This is a genomic window from Epibacterium ulvae (genome assembly GCF_900102795.1).
Lineage (GTDB): Bacteria > Pseudomonadota > Alphaproteobacteria > Rhodobacterales > Rhodobacteraceae > Epibacterium > Epibacterium ulvae.
The window spans coordinates 493825-509701 of sequence record NZ_FMWG01000001.1 but is presented as its reverse complement, the minus strand read 5'-3'; the positions used below and the strand labels follow the sequence as shown (position 1 = coordinate 509701).

The following is a 15877-nucleotide window of genomic DNA, read 5'->3' as shown; positions in this document are numbered from 1 at the left end:
GCCCGCTGCGTGCGTGGATGATGGAAAATACGCGTACTGTGGTGGGATAAGCGATAAACCCCAGACGTCCCATATGCCGACGAACAAGGATTTTGCGAAGCTTCTGCCTCATTCGCCGAACACAACCACGCCTGAAAAATTGAGAGCCTATCAACTGCATATGACCGAGAATGGTGTGACGTCCTCGACTTTCGACATGCAGATCGTGGCGCTACGGTTCTTTTTCGGCATATCTACCGCGTTGCGACCTTGAACAGCCACCTCCTCTGCCCGATGGGTGCCATCGCATTCGCCATTCCTACCTGCTTGCTTCCGCTCAATGCAGGGCCAACATCACCAGTGTTCGCGTTCCGATTGGGGTAAGCACACCAGAGCATGAGCCAACATTCGAGGCTGAACCAGCCCCATGACCTATGCCTCAGATGCAGCGGAGCAATGCAAATCATCCAAATATTTAAACGCGGCCGGGTTTCCCGATCCCGCGCGCTACCAAGGGAACAGACAGCATCGCCTCTCACGGATCATTGACAGATATTTGCCGCAGTCGCCAAATCAAGAGCTCTACGGACCCACGTTTTGCGCAACGAAGTGAGCTTTCGCTGCGATTCCACCAAGGTCCGGTATTGTTTGGTACCGGTGTTTCTCGCTACATTCTCCCCATGCAAAACGTCGATGTTCCATTTTTTCCACCTGCAAGATCCCGCACACATGAAGTTTGTGGGGCGGGCGCATATGTGTTTGCCTTTGCACTTGCGGCACGATTGGGGGGGCATTCGATATGGGTGCGAGAAGACTGGGATAACACTCAGATCAACCCAACAGGATTTGTGGATTTTATGCAACCGTCAGACCTAACCGTTTGCAACACCAGAAATCAATCAGAAGGGCTAGCAGTAGCGGAAGAAGCCTTACGATCCGGTGTTGTGTCGCTGGTTGTCATATCTCTTAATAAGCCTTTGGGTTTGACAGAAGGGCGGCGTTTGCAACTGGCTGCACGGGATGGAAAGTCCACGGGGCTCGCTATTATTCCCGAAGGCATGGGCAGCAATGCGGCGGAAACGCGTTGGCACTGTCTTCCTGTGTTCGACCCAACAGACTCGACTCTGCAAAGATGGGAACTTATAAAGAACAAATCAGGAACATTGGGTGTCTGGCATGTTCGATGGGATACAGCGTCGCGTCGTCTCACTATGGTTTCCCCGGCTCGCAAGTGACCGGGTTTTACGCCAGCGCCCAATCGAAGGGCCTTTTGCGCTGACGCTGAAGCAGAAAAATGCCAACCGGCTTTATTGCCTGAATGCGGCTGCCACACAACAAGGCCTGCATCATGGGATGTCCTATGCAGATGCGCGGGCCTTTTGTCCAAACCTGCAAAGCCAAATGGCGCAACCTGAGCAGGACCAGCGGTTTTTACGCACGCTCCGTCGCTGGGCGACACGTTACTGCCCGTGGGTCGGACTTGAGGGCAAGGATGGGCTGGTGATGGATGTCACCGGTTCGGCGCATCTGCTTGGCGGTGAGACCGCTATGCTGGCAGACATGCGTATACGATTGATACACGCCGGGATTTCGGTAGGGATCGGTCTTGCAGATACACGTGGAGCGGCTTGGGCTTTGGCACATTATGGCGAGGGGATTGCCCTCAGCGGCGAGGCTCTGGCCACCCTAGCGCCCCTACCGGTCGCGGCTTTGCGGCTCAATGACAGCACATCGGTCACGTTACAACGTCTAGGATTGCGCAGTATTGGCGACTTGGCGGGAGCCGCGCGCCCCCCTCTGACCCGCCGGTTTGGCCCAGATCTTTTACTGCGCTTGGATCAGGCCCTGGGCACCCAACCCGAAGAGATTTCCCCTTATGTTGATCCTCCGCATTTCGCGATCCGAATGACGCTTCCTGAACCAATCGGCCTGCTTTCGGACGTGATGGCAGGGATCGAGCGGCTTCTTGTGCAGCTTTGTGCGAAATTGAAAACACAGGAAGTAGGCGCGCGGAACCTGTGCATAACACTACGCCGGGTAGATCAGGACCAGCAACAGGTTGATCTGCGTTTGGCCCGTCCCCTACGGGACCCCAAGCGTATATTGCCCCTGTTTGAACGTGGGCTGGCCGAGGTGGATGCGGGGTTTGGCATTGATATGCTCCGTCTTGAGGCCACGCAGGTCGAGGCTGTGCCCATGCAGCAGATCAGTCATGTCTCAGACAGAGGCAAAAACCGGCTAGATGATCTGATTTCGCGCCTTGGTACCCGAATTGGGTTGGAAAATATTCAGCGATTCCTTCCAGCTGACAGTCACATCCCCGAGCGCAGTTTTATCATCGCACCCGTCGCCTATTCCGAGCCTGCCAGCGGCTGGAGCAGCAGCCAGCCCCGTCCGATCTGTCTGTTTCCACCCGAATCCATCGCGGGCACAGGCAAGCGCCCGCCTACACGCTTTCGTTGGCGTCGAATGTCTCTCACCACGGGCCGCGCCACCGGGCCGGAACGCATTGCCCCCGAATGGTGGTTGGAAGACGACAATTGGCGCTCCGGCCTGCGCGATTACTGGCGGGTGGAAACGCGTGAAGGACGTCGGCTCTGGCTGTTTTACACACCGCAAAATCCCGGCTGGTTTGTGCAGGGGGAGTTTGCATGATTGAGGTCAATCGCACCCACCGCCCGGTTGAGGCGTTCCAACGCGATATTCTGGACACCCGGATGCAAGGGCAGGACTATGCCGAGTTGTGTGTCACCACGAATTTCACCTTTCTGACCGGCGCATCGCATCCCGAAGAATTAGTTGTGCGCGCTGCAGAACTCGGACTATCGGCCATCGCCATCACCGATCAAAATTCACTCGCAGGAGTAGTGCGTGCCTGGTCCGCCTTGAAAGAACTTAAGCACGAGACAAAGGAGATAGTGGAAATCCGGTCGCAGCAGCGGACGGATTCCTCGTCACGGCAGCAAATTGGCCACAACACACCGATTGCAAAACCAGGTGCCATATCGTTACCCAAGCTCATTGTCGGATGCCGCTTAGTTTTGCAGGATAGTCCGGTTGACTGGATCACCCTACCGCGCGACCGCGCCGCCTATAAACGTCTGACACGCCTGCTAACCCTTGGCAAACGGCGGACAAAAAAGGGCGAGTGCCTTCTTTACATCAAAGATATGATGGCTGCCTGTAAAGGCATGATCCTGATCGCCCTGCCCCAAAGATCTTTAGACGAGGCAATACCAGACATCCGGAAGCTGCGGCAACAGTTCCCAAACCATGTCTTTTTGGGGGCCGCGCCCTGTTATGACGGCAGTGATCAGACCTATTTGAATTCCTGCGCGCAGGCGGCACAAAGGACCTCGGCCCCGATGGTTGCTGTTGGTGATGTGTTGATGCACCGGGCCAATCGTAGACAGTTGGCCGATGTGCTGACTTGTATGCGCGAACATATAACCATCGATCAAATCGGCACCCGCGCGCTGCCCAATGGCGAACGCCGTCTAAAGGCCGGGGCCGACATGGCGCATCTCTTTCGCAATCACCCGGCGGCACTGCGCCGGACATTGGAAATCGCCGATGGGTGCAGCTTTGATCTGGAAGAACTATCTTACGAATATCCGCATGAGGAAACCCAGGGCGAAACTCCGCAAGATCGTTTGGAGCGGCTCGCAACAGAAGGCTTGAAGCGCCGCTATCCAGATGCCCCCCCCACCCGGGCGCTTGATCTGATGCAAAAAGAACTTACCGTAGTCAAAGAACTGAACTTCCCCGCCTACTTCCTGACCGTGCATGACATTGTGCAATTCGCGAAATCACAGGGCATCCTATGTCAGGGGCGCGGCTCTGCGGCCAATTCCATTCTTTGCTTTCTTTTGGGCATCACCGATGTCAGCCCTGATATGATCACAATGGTGTTTGAACGCTTTGTGTCCAAACACCGGGGCGAGCCGCCGGATATCGACGTGGATTTCGAGCATGAACGCCGCGAAGAGGTGATTCAGTGGATTTATGAGAAATATGGCCGTCACCGCGCGGGCCTCTGTGCAACAGTCATTCACTTCCGCACCCGCGCAGCCATCCGCGAAGTCGGCAAGGTCATGGGGCTCAGTCAGGATGTCACGGCAGGACTATCCAGCCAGATCTGGGGCATGACAAATGGCGGCGTTAATCTGGATCGCATCCGCGAGCTTGGCCTTGATCCGAATGACCGCCGCCTGATGCAAACCATTCGCTTGATTGGTGAAATCATCGGCTTTCCCCGCCACCTGTCCCAGCACGTTGGTGGTTTTATCATCACGCGCGGGCGGCTGGATGAGCTTGCCCCTATTGAGAATGCTGCGATGGAAGACCGCACCGTGATCTGCTGGGACAAGGATGACATTGATGCCCTGGGGATTTTGAAGGTGGATGTACTGGGGCTTGGGATGCTCAGTTGCATCAGAAAAGCCTTTGCCCTGATGCAAGAGCATGACAACATCACGCATAGCATTGCCTCGGTTCCTCAGGGCGATGAGGCCACTTATGATATGCTTTGCCAGGCGGACGCGATTGGTGTCTTTCAGGTGGAAAGCAGGGCGCAGATGAACTTCCTACCCCGGATGCGCCCCCGCGAGTTTTACGATCTGGTGATCGAGGTCGCCATTGTCCGCCCCGGCCCGATCCAAGGCGACATGGTGCAGCCCTATATCCGGCGGCGAAATGGACTGGAGGAAATAGAACCCTTCGGCCCCGCGCTGGAGGAGGTCACCAGACGCACCCTTGGCGTACCACTATTTCAAGAACAAGCCTTGCAAATCGCGGTGGTGGGTGCTGGGTTTTCTGCGGAAGAAGCGGACCATCTGCGCCGTTCGCTGGCCTCATTCAGGCGCATGGGCACCATCGGCAAGTATCGTGACAAGTTCATCGCCGGTATGCTGCGGAATGGCTACGCCCCGGACGTGGCCGAACGCTGTTTCGGCCAAATCGAGGGTTTTGCCGATTACGGCTTCCCCGAAAGCCACGCCGCCGCTTTCGCTATGCTGGCTTACGTGTCGGCATGGCTGAAACGCCATCATCCAGCGATTTTTGCCTGTGCCTTGCTGAATTCGCAACCAATGGGGTTTTATGCCCCGGCACAGATCGTACGTGATGTGCGCGAGCACGGAGTTGAAACCCGTCCGATTTGCGTGAACCATTCAGACTGGGACAATACGCTGGAGCGTCGTCCAGACGGCACTTTGGCACTGCGCTTGGGCTTTCGCCAGATCAAAGGGCTGAAGGAGGAAGATGCCGGTTGGATCGTGGCTGCGCGCGGCAATGGCTATCCTGACCCAGAAGCATTGTGGCTCCGTGCGGGCCTGCATCCAGACGTGTTAACACGTCTGGCCGAGGCCGATGCGTTCTCGGATATGGGCCTCACGCGTCGCGACGCATTATGGCAAGTCAAAGCCATCCAAAGCCCCAAGCCGTTGCCCCTGTTTAATGATCCGATTGACGGGGAAAATATCCACGAACCACAGGTCGCTTTACCCATCATGCAACTGGGCGAAGAGGTGGTGGAAGATTACGTTTCAACTCGCCTGACTCTGCGCGCCCACCCGATGGAACTGCTGCGCCCCACGCTTTCTGGCCTTGTCACACACGCATCATTGCAGAACATTGCGCTGGGGCGCTACAGCGTCTGCGGCCTTGTCATCACCCGGCAACGCCCGGGCACGGCCTCTGGCGTAATTTTCCTGACACTTGAGGATGAAACCGGCGTCAGCAATGTTGTGGTTTGGCGCAACGTTTATGAACGGTTTCGGCGGATTGTTATGGGTGGACGATTGTTGCGCGTAACAGGCTATCTGCAACGCGAAGGCATCGTCATACACTTGATCGCGCAGGACATTCAGGACATGTCGCATAAACTTTTCGAACTGGGTCACCCAGAGCCAGAAGCTCTGACGACTGAGGGCCCTCGCGCCGACGACACACCCAAGCAATCACGCTATCCCACCCGCGCCATGCACCCCCGTGACCAAGCAAAGCGCCTCTTCCCAAGCCGTGATTTTCATTGAAATTGCCATTCATACAGTGTGCAGCATTTGGTCTCTGGATCAAAGGCGGGCCATACACTAGCAATCAAGTAGGACTGACCCGCTTCACATCAGGCGTCAGTCGTTTTGCCGCAAGATCCTTCAATGCGGCGTTATCCAACATGGCATCCGCAAGCATGCATGCCAAACGGGTCTTATCATCCTCCAGAACAGGCAACTTCTTCGCGTCCGATACGTTCATCACGTACTTGCGGTACAGCTCCGGAATTTAAACACCTGCCTCGTACTCCTTGCACATTCCAATAATCTGTTCGTCAGAAAATCTTCGTTTCATAGTCCACCCTTTCCTTGGATAGATTACGAATCCCTCTGTGGCCTGATCTTAGAGGGGTGGGTCAGTATAATGGTTCAATTGGGTCAAAAAAACGCCTGCTTGAGCCGCCCAGCTACATCACGCCAATCGAAGCGGAGGAACGATATCAATAAGTCTTGAAGTCAGATAAAATCGTAGCTTGAAATACAAACTTAACAGGCTCGGACAAAACCGGCCCGATTGATTCACACCGCATCTGATGGCAAAGTTGCGCCCTGAACCACATCGAAAAACCTTTAGGAAACCGACTCTTGTTGCAACGCGTGATCGTTCACTTTCGTGAAGTACACGACTATTAGTCATCAGTTTCACGAATTTTATGGCATCACTCTATGCGACAGTTCCACTAGTTCGATAACTGAGCCTATCTCTAGTTTTTCAAGAATACGTGCACGGTGATGATCGACCGTTCTGGGCGAGATATCAAGAGCACGACCGATCTCTTTACTGGCTGTGTTTGACGGGTGCTTCATCATGAAGATCGCCACTTCTTTTTCCCGAGAAGTCAGGCGCTCGAACCGTGCTTGCGCATCACTTTGTTCGGAAGCCTTCTGGCGCATCTCAATATCGCGCTCAAAGGCCGTCTGAATGCAGGCCACCAACTCGTATTGCCGAAAGGGTTTTTCAAGGAAATCAACGGCACCTGCTTTCATCGCCTGTACTGATTCCGGCACGCCACCATGGCCGGATATAAAAACAATCGGTAGCGAGATTTTGGCTTTATTCATCAGAGATTGGAGCTCAAGACCGTCGATCTCTGGCATCCCGTAATCCAGAACAAGGCAGCCCGGCTGGTCTGGATTGTATTGATTCAGAAAGCTATTTGCCGAGTCAAAGGCCTCAACTGTAAAGCCGCGCTTGCGCAGGGCACGCGAAAGCGTCATCCGCACTTCGGCTTCATCATCGACCAAAAACACTGTTGAGTTCGTCACACTTGGGCTCCACCACCGAAATCATCTGGTACATCTATTGCGTTTCCAAAGGGATGGTAAAACAGAAAATTGTGTAGTCCTTAGCTTCTTTGTCATGCCAGATTCGACCACCGTTATTTTCGACAATACTGCGACTAATTGAAAGGCCAAGACCCATGCCGCTCTCTTTACTGGTTTGGAATTGCTTGAACAGCCTCACGCCTTCCCGTACGCCCGGGCCTGTGTCCTTTACCTGAACACGGAGTACGTCGCTTGCGGTTTCCGCATGCACGACCACTTGGCGGATCTCGCTATCTGCAGTTGCGATGGCTTCGATGGCATTACGGATGAGGTTGATCAGAACCTGCGCGATCTGGGTGCGGTTGCCTTTCACCATGGGATGTTTCGCGGGCTCATAAATCAGCGCGACGTGACGACTTTCCGCCTCATGACGCATCAAGCGTTTGGCCTGATCCAGCAATTCATTGAAGTTGAAAACAGCCATTCGCCCGCGATCTTTACGTACAAATCCACGAAGAGCACGCACAACATTGCCACCTTGATGAGCCTGTTCATCAAGCTCCTTTAAAATCAACATCAAATCTTCACTCGCAGCACCGCTTTCCTTCGCCGTCGAAATTGCGGCATCCACGTTCTGGGTGATCGCGGTCAATGGCTGGCTCAGCTCATGCGCCAATCCACTCGCCATTTGCCCCATGAGATTGACGCGAGAGAAATGCGCCAGGTCGCGGCTCAACTCCTGAACTTTCTCTTCAGAATCCCGTCGCTGCGCGATCTCGTTGATCAGCGTTTTGTTTGCCTTGCTCAATTCTCGATAGGTTCTAGGGAGAGGCGCTTGGGCAGAGACTTCTCCCTGTGATACCAGCGCCGTCCGTACCGCAAAGGCCCTTACCGGGCGCAGGATCCATTCGGCAATTGTCAGACCAACGAACGCTGTCAAAAGTGAAATACCCGCCGCAATCCATATATTACGGGCGCGGTTTCTTTTGATCTCACCAATAAAGTCATTTTCTGGCGCATAGACAGCGACCGTCCAAGGGAGGCCTACTCCCTCGAGAGACTCAAACAGGCCAAGATAATCGTTTCGCCGGAATGAGAAGTTCGAAGGTAAACCAAAGTTGGTGACAGCCTCATCTTCGAAATTTGCAAATGCCGCGCGTGATACTGGGTCATCGATATCTTTGATATTGGCGAAACTAAGCGTCCCGTCGTCATTCAGGACTTTAATCTGATCGGGGTCTGGATGCGCGAGCACGCTTCCATCTTGGTGCAAAATCACCGCTGCCCCACTCTTACTCACCTGCAATTCACTCAAGAAATTAGAGATATCGGAAATCTCAATATCGACGCCCACAACGCCCTGCAGACCTTCTTGTTCAAAAACCACCGGTGATGCCACGGTGACGCCAGGCTGTTGAGATGTAAAGAAAATGTAAGGGTTGGTCCAGATGCGTGTGTCCAGAGCACTTGCTTTTATATACCAGGGCCGCGTGCGCGCATCATAAGGGTCAAGCGGGTCATTGTCGCGAGCGACAATTTCATAGTCTTCGGTGCGCCAAATGAAATCGGTCTTGCGAACACCTTCTTCAATTGTGATGAATTTTGTGCGGTAGGGCCCAGGGCCATCGCTTTTCATCACATAGACGAAGTTACCTTTTTCATCGCCATAGTTGATGCCAGCTACACTCGACTCCGTTTGAAGAAGTTCAAAAAAATAGCGCTCCATTGTGTCACGGTCGGTGGTGCCAACAAGTCCAGAATTCAGAACGCGGCTTGCCTGATCCACCACTTCCCCGGCCGGTTCCAAAAAACGTTTTGTATGACCCACCGCATTTGCGCCGGCCCGCTCCATTAGCCCATTTGCGTGATTGAGGATAGCGCGTTCGGACGACAGGTAAGAGGTTGTAACCACAAACAGAATGGCAATAAACTGCAAACCAGCAAGGGAGATCGCCAGAATAAAGCCTAGTGAAAACCTTAGACCATCTTGCCTAAATCGATATGCCAAGTGCTTTGCTCACATTCCTAGCTCTGCGGTGACTTTCCTGACGGCGGTCGCAAGCTTGCTTACCACTTCTTCGAGATGGTGTGTTTCAGAGATGAATGGCGGTGCGAGCAATACGTGGTCCCCATGCCTGCCATCGATGGTACCGCCCATCGGGTAGCAAATCAAACCGGCGTCAAAGGCAGCAGCCTTGAGGCGTGAATTGAATTTATGGCATGGATCAATTACGGCCTTTCTGCCACGGTCAGCGACAAACTCCATACCGACAAACAGCCCACGACCACGGATATCACCGACATTCGGATGTCGGCCAAATTCTTGCTGTAGCAGATCGAGCAATTGTTGCCCTTTGGCGGTGACGTGTTCAACGACACCGCCTTGGGTCAGTTTCTGGACCACTGCAAGACCAGCTGAACAGGCCGTTGGGTGACCAATATAGGTATGGCCATGTTGGAAAAAACCACTACCGTTTTTGATCGTATTAAAAATTTCCCCCGAACATAGCGTCGCACCTATCGGCTGATAACCAGCCCCCAAACCCTTGGCGATGGTACAAATATCAGGGCTGATCTCTTCTTGTTCTGCGGCAAAAAGCGTACCGGTACGGCCCATGCCACACATGACTTCATCTAGGATCAAAAGAACGCCATAGGTGTCACAAATCTCGCGGATGCGCTTGAAATAACCTTCCACCGACGGCACAGCGCCCATGGTCGCACCAACCACTGGCTCAGCAATGAAAGCCATGACCTGGTCCGGTCCAAGACGCAGGATTTCCTCTTCCAACTCATTGGCAACCCTTTGCCCGTATTCAAAGCTTGTCTCTTCTGCGCGACGATTTCGATATTCATAACAAGGACCAATGTGACTCACGTCAATCAGAAGTGGGGCGAACTGCGCGCGCCGCCACTCGTTGCCGCCGACTGCCAAGGCACCAAGCGTATTACCGTGGTAGCTTTGACGGCGAGCAATGATTTTGGAGCGTTGTGACTGGCCAATTTCGACAAAATATTGCCGCGCAAGCTTCAGCGCAGCTTCCACTGCTTCCGAACCACCAGACACGAAATAGACGTGTTCCAAACTTTCTGGTGCATGTTTAACCAACAAGTCCGCCAGGTCTTCTGCAGGTTGCGATCCTAGGAAGCCGGTGTGGGCAAACGCCATAGAATCAAGCTGTCGTTTGATCGCATTGATAATGTCTTGATCACCATGGCCAAGGCAGGAAACGGCAGCGCCTCCTGATCCGTCGAAATAAGCTTTACCATCAGTGTCATACAGGTAAACACCATCGCCTTTCATGCCAATTGGAGGTAAATTATTGGAATTTCTATGAAAAACGTGGCTCATGTGTCTGATTCCGTATTTTTTCCGCCACATGCAATCATTTTGAGCACGCAAATTCTATAGGTAGTGACGCGCATAGACAGAAACCTTTGTCTCGGAGACCATTTTAAAGCGCGCTGTACTGATATTCCTGCATTTGAACGTCAAATGCTGGGTAATCTCTTTTGGGGTCATTGTTACCTTGGAGCGGGAGGCAGCGCGTAACCGACAACTGGGAGAGACATCAATGTCATATACAAAATTTAATACAGCGGCGGCTGCTGCCCTCGCGCTTGCTGTGTCCGTGCCTGCTGCTTTCGCCGAAGATTTCATCACCATTGGTACGGGTGGTGTCACAGGAGTTTACTACCCAACTGGTGGCGCGATCTGTCGACTGGTGAACAAAGGTCGCAAAGAGCATGGCATCCGCTGTTCTGTGGAATCCACAGGTGGTTCCGTTTACAACATCAACACCATCCGCGAAGCGGAACTGGAGTTTGGTGTCGCACAATCCGACTGGCAGTACCACGCGTACAATGGGACATCCAAATTTGAAGATGCCGGCGCATTTGAAGGTCTGCGGGCCGTCTTTTCTGTACACCCAGAGCCCTTCACAGTTGTCGCACGTGCAGACGCTGGCATCTCTTCTTTTGAAGATCTGAAAGGTAAACGAGTCAACATCGGCAATCCAGGTTCCGGTCAGCGAGGCACAATGGAAGTTCTGCTGGGAGCACTTGGTTGGACAACTGGCGATTTTGCGTTGGCAACCGAGTTGAAAGCAGCAGAACAATCTGCGGCGTTGTGTGATAATCAGATCGACGCGATGGTTTACACCGTTGGGCACCCATCCGGTTCCATCCAAGAAGCCACGACCGCTTGTGACTCTGTTCTAGTGACCGTGTCCGGTGAAGCGGTGGATGGCTTGATTGCTGACAACTCTTTCTACCGTTCCGCAACCATCCCAGGTGGTATGTATCGCGGTAACGATGGTGACACATCCACATTCGGTGTTGGTGCGACCTTCGTGACCTCCGACTCAGTTTCTGAAAACGCAGTTTACACTGTGGTCTCCGCGGTCTTCGAAAACTTTGATGACTTTAAAAAACTCCACCCAGCATTTGCACACCTGAAGCCAGAAGAAATGGCCACTGCGGGTCTGTCTGCTCCGCTGCATCCTGGTGCCGCGAAATATTACCGTGAGCAAGGCTGGATTGAATAACCCAGTTAACCAAACCAAAAGGAGAGGCATCATTGGTGCCTCTTTTTACCAATACACCAAAAAAATTGGGATATTCAGGGGGAATTCAAATGACTGAACCAAAGACCGAAGGCCGCTCCCTTAGCGAGGAGGAGCTACAGGATCTAGTATCGTCTTCCGACGCTGGTGCCCGCAATCCGGTTGGCCATGTCGGCACCTTCCTGGCGATTGTTGCAATTGTCTGGTCTGTGTTTCAGGTTGTTCTGGCGTCTCCTCTGGCGAACTACATTCTCCCTGGATCGGTTATTAACAACTCGCGCCAGATCCATCTGGCCTTTGCGATTTTCCTAGCCTTTATGGCCTACCCAGCGCTGAAGTCGAGCCCACGGAACTATATTCCAATCCAAGATTGGATCATGGCGGGTGTAGGCGCTTTCATCGCTTTGTATGGATATTTTTTCTACCAAAAGATCGTGAATTCCGGCGGCTTGGCCGACAATATGGACAAATGGTTCGCCTTGGCTGGCCTCGTTCTGTTGTTTGAAGCCGCGCGCCGTGCACTTGGCCCTGCGATGGCGATCATCGCGACGATTTTTCTGCTATATGTCTTCTTTGGGTCATCCACAGTTGTTCCTGACGTGATCCGTTGGGGTGGCGCATCACTGAAAAAAGCGATGAGCCACATGTGGATTACTTCCGAAGGGGTCTTTGGCATCGCGTTGGGTGTTTCCACCAAATTTGTGTTCTTGTTCGTGTTATTTGGGGCGCTCTTAGACAAAGCCGGAGCGGGGAACTATTTCATTAAGATGGCATTCGGTGCTTTGGGACATCTGAAAGGCGGGCCGGCGAAAGCTGCTGTTGTTGGCTCTGCTGCCACCGGTCTGATTTCTGGCTCGTCCATAGCAAACGTTGTGACCACCGGCACTTTCACCATTCCGCTGATGAAACGGGTCGGCTTTACATCTGAGCAAGGCGGCGCGGTCGAAGTGGCCTCGTCTGTGAATGGTCAAATTATGCCGCCTGTTATGGGAGCTGCAGCTTTCCTGATGGTGGAATACGTCGGGATTTCTTACGTCGAAGTCATTACCCACGCCTTCCTGCCAGCTTCGATTTCCTACATCGCGCTGGTTTACATCGTGCATCTGGAAGCGGTGAAACGTAACATGCCAGTTCTGGGCGACCGGGTTGTGTCCATGGGTAAAACTATTGGCGGCATGGCGGCCTTCTTTGTGGGTTTTGCAGCGCTTTGCTATGGCGTTCAATTCCCGATCAAAGCGATCACCTCTGTTCTGCCAGCATCTGGCCTGATCCTCTCAGCCTTAGTGTTCCTGACCTATACGGCCCTGCTGTATCTGGCGGCTCAGGTTCCGGACCTAGAACCAGATGATCCTCACGCCAAAGAGGTGAAATTGCCGGTCGTAGGTGAGATTTATAAATCCGGGCTTTATTATCTGCTGCCAATCATCGTGCTGGTCTACTTTCTGATGATCGAGCAGAAATCGCCGGGCCTGTCGGCCTTCTGGGCGACATCGTTGCTGTTTGTTATTCTTCTGACACAGCGTCCTTTGAAGGCCATCTTCCGAGGCGAAAGCGACACGATTGAACGGTTCAAAGACGGCATTGTCGACCTGCTGCAAGGTCTTGTCGACGGCGCGCGTAATATGATCGGCATCGGTCTGGCGACGGCAACAGCTGGCGTCATTGTTGGCACCGTCACACTGACAGGTGTCGGACAGGTCATGGCCGATCTTGTTGAGTTCCTCTCTGGCGGCAACCTCATCCTGATGCTGGTCATGGTGGGCCTGCTCTCCCTCGTTCTGGGAATGGGACTGCCAACAACAGCGAACTACATCGTGGTGTCCTCCCTGATGGCTGGGGTTGTCGTCGAACTTGGCGCGCAGTCAGGGCTGATTGTGCCGCTGATCGCCGTGCACCTATTTGTGTTCTACTTCGGCATTATGGCTGACGTGACGCCTCCGGTTGGCCTCGCAAGCTTCGCCGCCGCGGCGGTTTCAGGTGGCGATGCGATCAAAACTGGCTTCACGGCCTTCTTTTATAGCCTTCGTACTGTTGCTTTGCCATTTGTCTTCATCTTCAATACGGATCTGCTGTTAATTGATGTGACCTGGCTGCAAGGCACTTTGGTCTTTGTGATGTCAAGTATCGCCATTCTCGTCTTCACGGCTGGCACCATGGGTTACTTCATCACCAAGAGCCGTATCTATGAGAGTGTAGCATTGATACTCATTGCCTTCTCGTTATTCCGCCCAGATTTCTTCCTAGATCGCATCCAACCACCATTCCAAGCCGTTCAGCCTACCGCATTAGTTGAAGCTGTAGATGCGGCAACGGCCGGGTCTGAACTCAGGATCGTGCTCAACGGACCAGACTTTGACACGGGTGAACTGAAAGATACGACGCTTGTGCTTGCAATTGATGACACGCCTGCGGGTGCGCGCATGGACGCGTTGGGTCTTCTAACAATGGTAGAAGATGGCAAGTTGCTGGTTGAAGAACCGCTCTTTGGCACGCCCTTTGCGACCACGCTGCAAGGCTACGATTTCTACGCTGACGACTATGTCACCGTGAAAGAGGTTAAAGCGCCGACTGATCAGATGCCAAAAGAGCTTCTGTTCATTCCAGGTTTGCTGCTTCTGGGTCTGATCTTCTTCCTCCAGAAAGCGCGCGCATCACAAAAAGGAGCTCCAGCATGAGCCGTTCTGTCCTATGTGCCATCGATATCTCCAACCAAGGCAAAGATGATGCCGTCTTGAAAGAAGCCAAGCGTCTCGCCGATCTGGATGGCGCCCAGCTTGATGTGGTCACCATCATCCCTGATTACGGCAAAAGTCTGGTGGCAGGGTTCTTTGAACAAACCCACCATGACAATGCTTTTGCAAAGGCAAAATCCGCATTGAGGGACCAGATCGTAGCAAGCCTTGGTGCCGCTGCGGATGCAAAGGTGCGCCACGTTGTGGCCACTGGCACGGCCTATGAAGAGATTCTACGGGTTGCAGAGGAAACCAATTGTGGATTGATCGTGATTGGTGCCCATAAACCAGATTTCGCAGACTATCTGCTTGGACCGAACGCGGCACGTGTCGTAAGGCATTCTAGCTGTTCAGTGCATGTTGTGCGCTAAGCAAGCGAATTGGAACGATGAAAAAAGATTTTGCACCGATAAGTGACCAAGATTGGCCACTTGAAATTGCCGATATGTTGTCTGGATTTGCCGGTGGTCTAAATGTCTACCGCACCATGGCGCACCACCCCGCTTTGCTAAAAGCATGGTCGGAATTACGCGAGCATGTGGTCAATCAGACCTCGCTTGGGGCTGAACGAAGTGAGGTCGTGATCCTACGCACGGGAGTGCGACTTGGATCATGCTACGAATGGCATCAACACATCGTCCGCGCGCGTAAATCTGGATTGGATGACACTCGCATTGCTCGCCTCGGTGGACCCTTGGACGGCATCAAAGGGGATGATGCGATATTGTCGAAAGCGGTGGATGAGCTGTTTTCAAACAACAGCTTGACTGAACCAACCCTCACGGAATTGAGACTGTTGATTGGTAAGCGAGGTATCTTAGACTTGATTGCCACGGTCGGCTTTTATGTGACGCTTGGATTTACGCTAAACACATTTGAGGTTCCCTTGGACGACGACATTTCGGATGAATTGAGCAAAAACCCACTAGCTAGACTAGACAGCAAATAGCGCTTTATCACCCAAACCGAAGTCATCCATCGGCTGGGACCGTGGAAATCCAAAGATCAGGTCGAATGGATGGGTAGACTGATTCAACAAAGGGCGCCTACTGCAGCCGCTCAGCTACATCACGCCAATCGAAACAGAGGAACGATACGAACAAACCTGGAAATCAGACAAAATCGCAGCTTGAAAGACAAACTCAACAGTCTCCCGTAAAACCGGAGCGGTTCACCTTTCTGATAATGCTATCTCGGTAAGGACTGAGATCGTACAATAGGTCTTTAACGATTCCCTAAACTCAATCTGGAAAGACCTGTTTGTTCGCCTGGCTCCGGAGGA

10 protein-coding genes and 1 pseudogene are annotated in these 15877 nt (G+C 53.1%); 7 read left to right on the top strand and 4 right to left on the bottom strand.

The annotated features are described in order from the left end of the window. Positions 1-659 precede the first annotated feature (659 nt). Genes BLP79_RS02370 through BLP79_RS02360 form a run of 3 tightly spaced genes read left to right on the top strand, consistent with a single transcriptional unit; the run spans position 660 to position 6014 of the window. A complete protein-coding gene (locus tag BLP79_RS02370) occupies positions 660-1214 on the top strand; it encodes an ImuA family protein (protein ID WP_090215560.1) in 555 nt (184 codons plus the stop codon). Further along, the gene (locus BLP79_RS02365; protein ID WP_090215557.1) at positions 1156-2634 is read left to right on the top strand and encodes a Y-family DNA polymerase; all 1479 of its coding nucleotides are present in this window, start codon (positions 1156-1158) and stop codon (positions 2632-2634) included. The genes BLP79_RS02370 and BLP79_RS02365 overlap by 59 nt, the downstream gene beginning before the upstream one ends. Further along, on the top strand, positions 2631-6014 hold the full coding sequence (locus BLP79_RS02360; protein WP_090215555.1) for an error-prone DNA polymerase: 3384 nt from the start codon (positions 2631-2633) through the stop codon (positions 6012-6014). Before BLP79_RS02365 ends, BLP79_RS02360 begins: the two co-directional genes overlap by 4 nt. Before the next feature lie 79 nt (positions 6015-6093). Here the strand turns inward: BLP79_RS02360 and BLP79_RS19905 are convergent. The 4 genes and pseudogenes from BLP79_RS19905 to BLP79_RS02345 form a co-directional block, all read right to left on the bottom strand. Continuing rightward, positions 6094-6327: pseudogene (locus BLP79_RS19905) on the bottom strand (IS3 family transposase); the annotation flags it as partial. 356 nt (positions 6328-6683) lie between these two features. Then, complete coding sequence (locus BLP79_RS02355; protein ID WP_090215552.1) at positions 6684-7298, bottom strand: response regulator transcription factor; 615 nt, start codon at positions 7296-7298, stop codon at positions 6684-6686. Positions 7299-7332: 34 nt separating this feature from the next. After that, on the bottom strand, positions 7333-9306 hold the full coding sequence (locus BLP79_RS02350; RefSeq protein ID WP_090215549.1) for an ATP-binding protein: 1974 nt from the start codon (positions 9304-9306) through the stop codon (positions 7333-7335). A 9-nt stretch (positions 9307-9315) separates the two neighbouring features. Then, positions 9316-10650: an aspartate aminotransferase family protein gene (locus tag BLP79_RS02345; RefSeq protein ID WP_090215547.1), complete on the bottom strand. Its 1335-nt coding sequence runs from the start codon at positions 10648-10650 to the stop codon at positions 9316-9318. Between the two features lie 223 nt (positions 10651-10873). On the opposite strand from BLP79_RS02345, the gene BLP79_RS02340 reads away from it, so the two are divergent. The 4 genes from BLP79_RS02340 (at position 10874) to BLP79_RS02325 (ending at position 15544) form a co-directional block, all read left to right on the top strand. After that, positions 10874-11845, top strand: coding sequence for a TAXI family TRAP transporter solute-binding subunit (locus BLP79_RS02340; RefSeq protein WP_090215544.1), 972 nt, complete (start codon positions 10874-10876; stop codon positions 11843-11845). An 89-nt stretch (positions 11846-11934) separates the two neighbouring features. Further along, positions 11935-14538, top strand: a complete 2604-nt coding sequence (locus tag BLP79_RS02335) for a TRAP transporter permease (protein ID WP_090215541.1) — start codon at positions 11935-11937, stop codon at positions 14536-14538. Continuing rightward, on the top strand, positions 14535-14966 hold the full coding sequence (locus BLP79_RS02330) for a universal stress protein (RefSeq protein WP_090215539.1): 432 nt from the start codon (positions 14535-14537) through the stop codon (positions 14964-14966). The genes BLP79_RS02335 and BLP79_RS02330 overlap by 4 nt, the downstream gene beginning before the upstream one ends. Positions 14967-14983: 17 nt before the next feature. Continuing rightward, positions 14984-15544, top strand: coding sequence for a carboxymuconolactone decarboxylase family protein (locus tag BLP79_RS02325; protein ID WP_090215535.1), 561 nt, complete (start codon positions 14984-14986; stop codon positions 15542-15544). Positions 15545-15877 lie beyond the last annotated feature (333 nt).

Excerpts from the sequence above, each read along its gene's own strand:
- BLP79_RS02370 (WP_090215560.1), top strand. The coding sequence starts at position 660 with ATGCAAAACGTCGATGTTCCATTTTTTCCACCTGCAAGATCCCGCACA.
- BLP79_RS02365 (WP_090215557.1), top strand. The coding sequence starts at position 1,156 with ATGTTCGATGGGATACAGCGTCGCGTCGTCTCACTATGGTTTCCCCGG.
- BLP79_RS02360 (WP_090215555.1), top strand. The coding sequence starts at position 2,631 with ATGATTGAGGTCAATCGCACCCACCGCCCGGTTGAGGCGTTCCAACGC.
- BLP79_RS02345 (WP_090215547.1), bottom strand. The coding sequence starts at position 10,650 with ATGAGCCACGTTTTTCATAGAAATTCCAATAATTTACCTCCAATTGGC.
- BLP79_RS02340 (WP_090215544.1), top strand. The coding sequence starts at position 10,874 with ATGTCATATACAAAATTTAATACAGCGGCGGCTGCTGCCCTCGCGCTT.
- BLP79_RS02335 (WP_090215541.1), top strand. The coding sequence starts at position 11,935 with ATGACTGAACCAAAGACCGAAGGCCGCTCCCTTAGCGAGGAGGAGCTA.
- BLP79_RS02330 (WP_090215539.1), top strand. The coding sequence starts at position 14,535 with ATGAGCCGTTCTGTCCTATGTGCCATCGATATCTCCAACCAAGGCAAA.
- BLP79_RS02325 (WP_090215535.1), top strand. The coding sequence starts at position 14,984 with ATGAAAAAAGATTTTGCACCGATAAGTGACCAAGATTGGCCACTTGAA.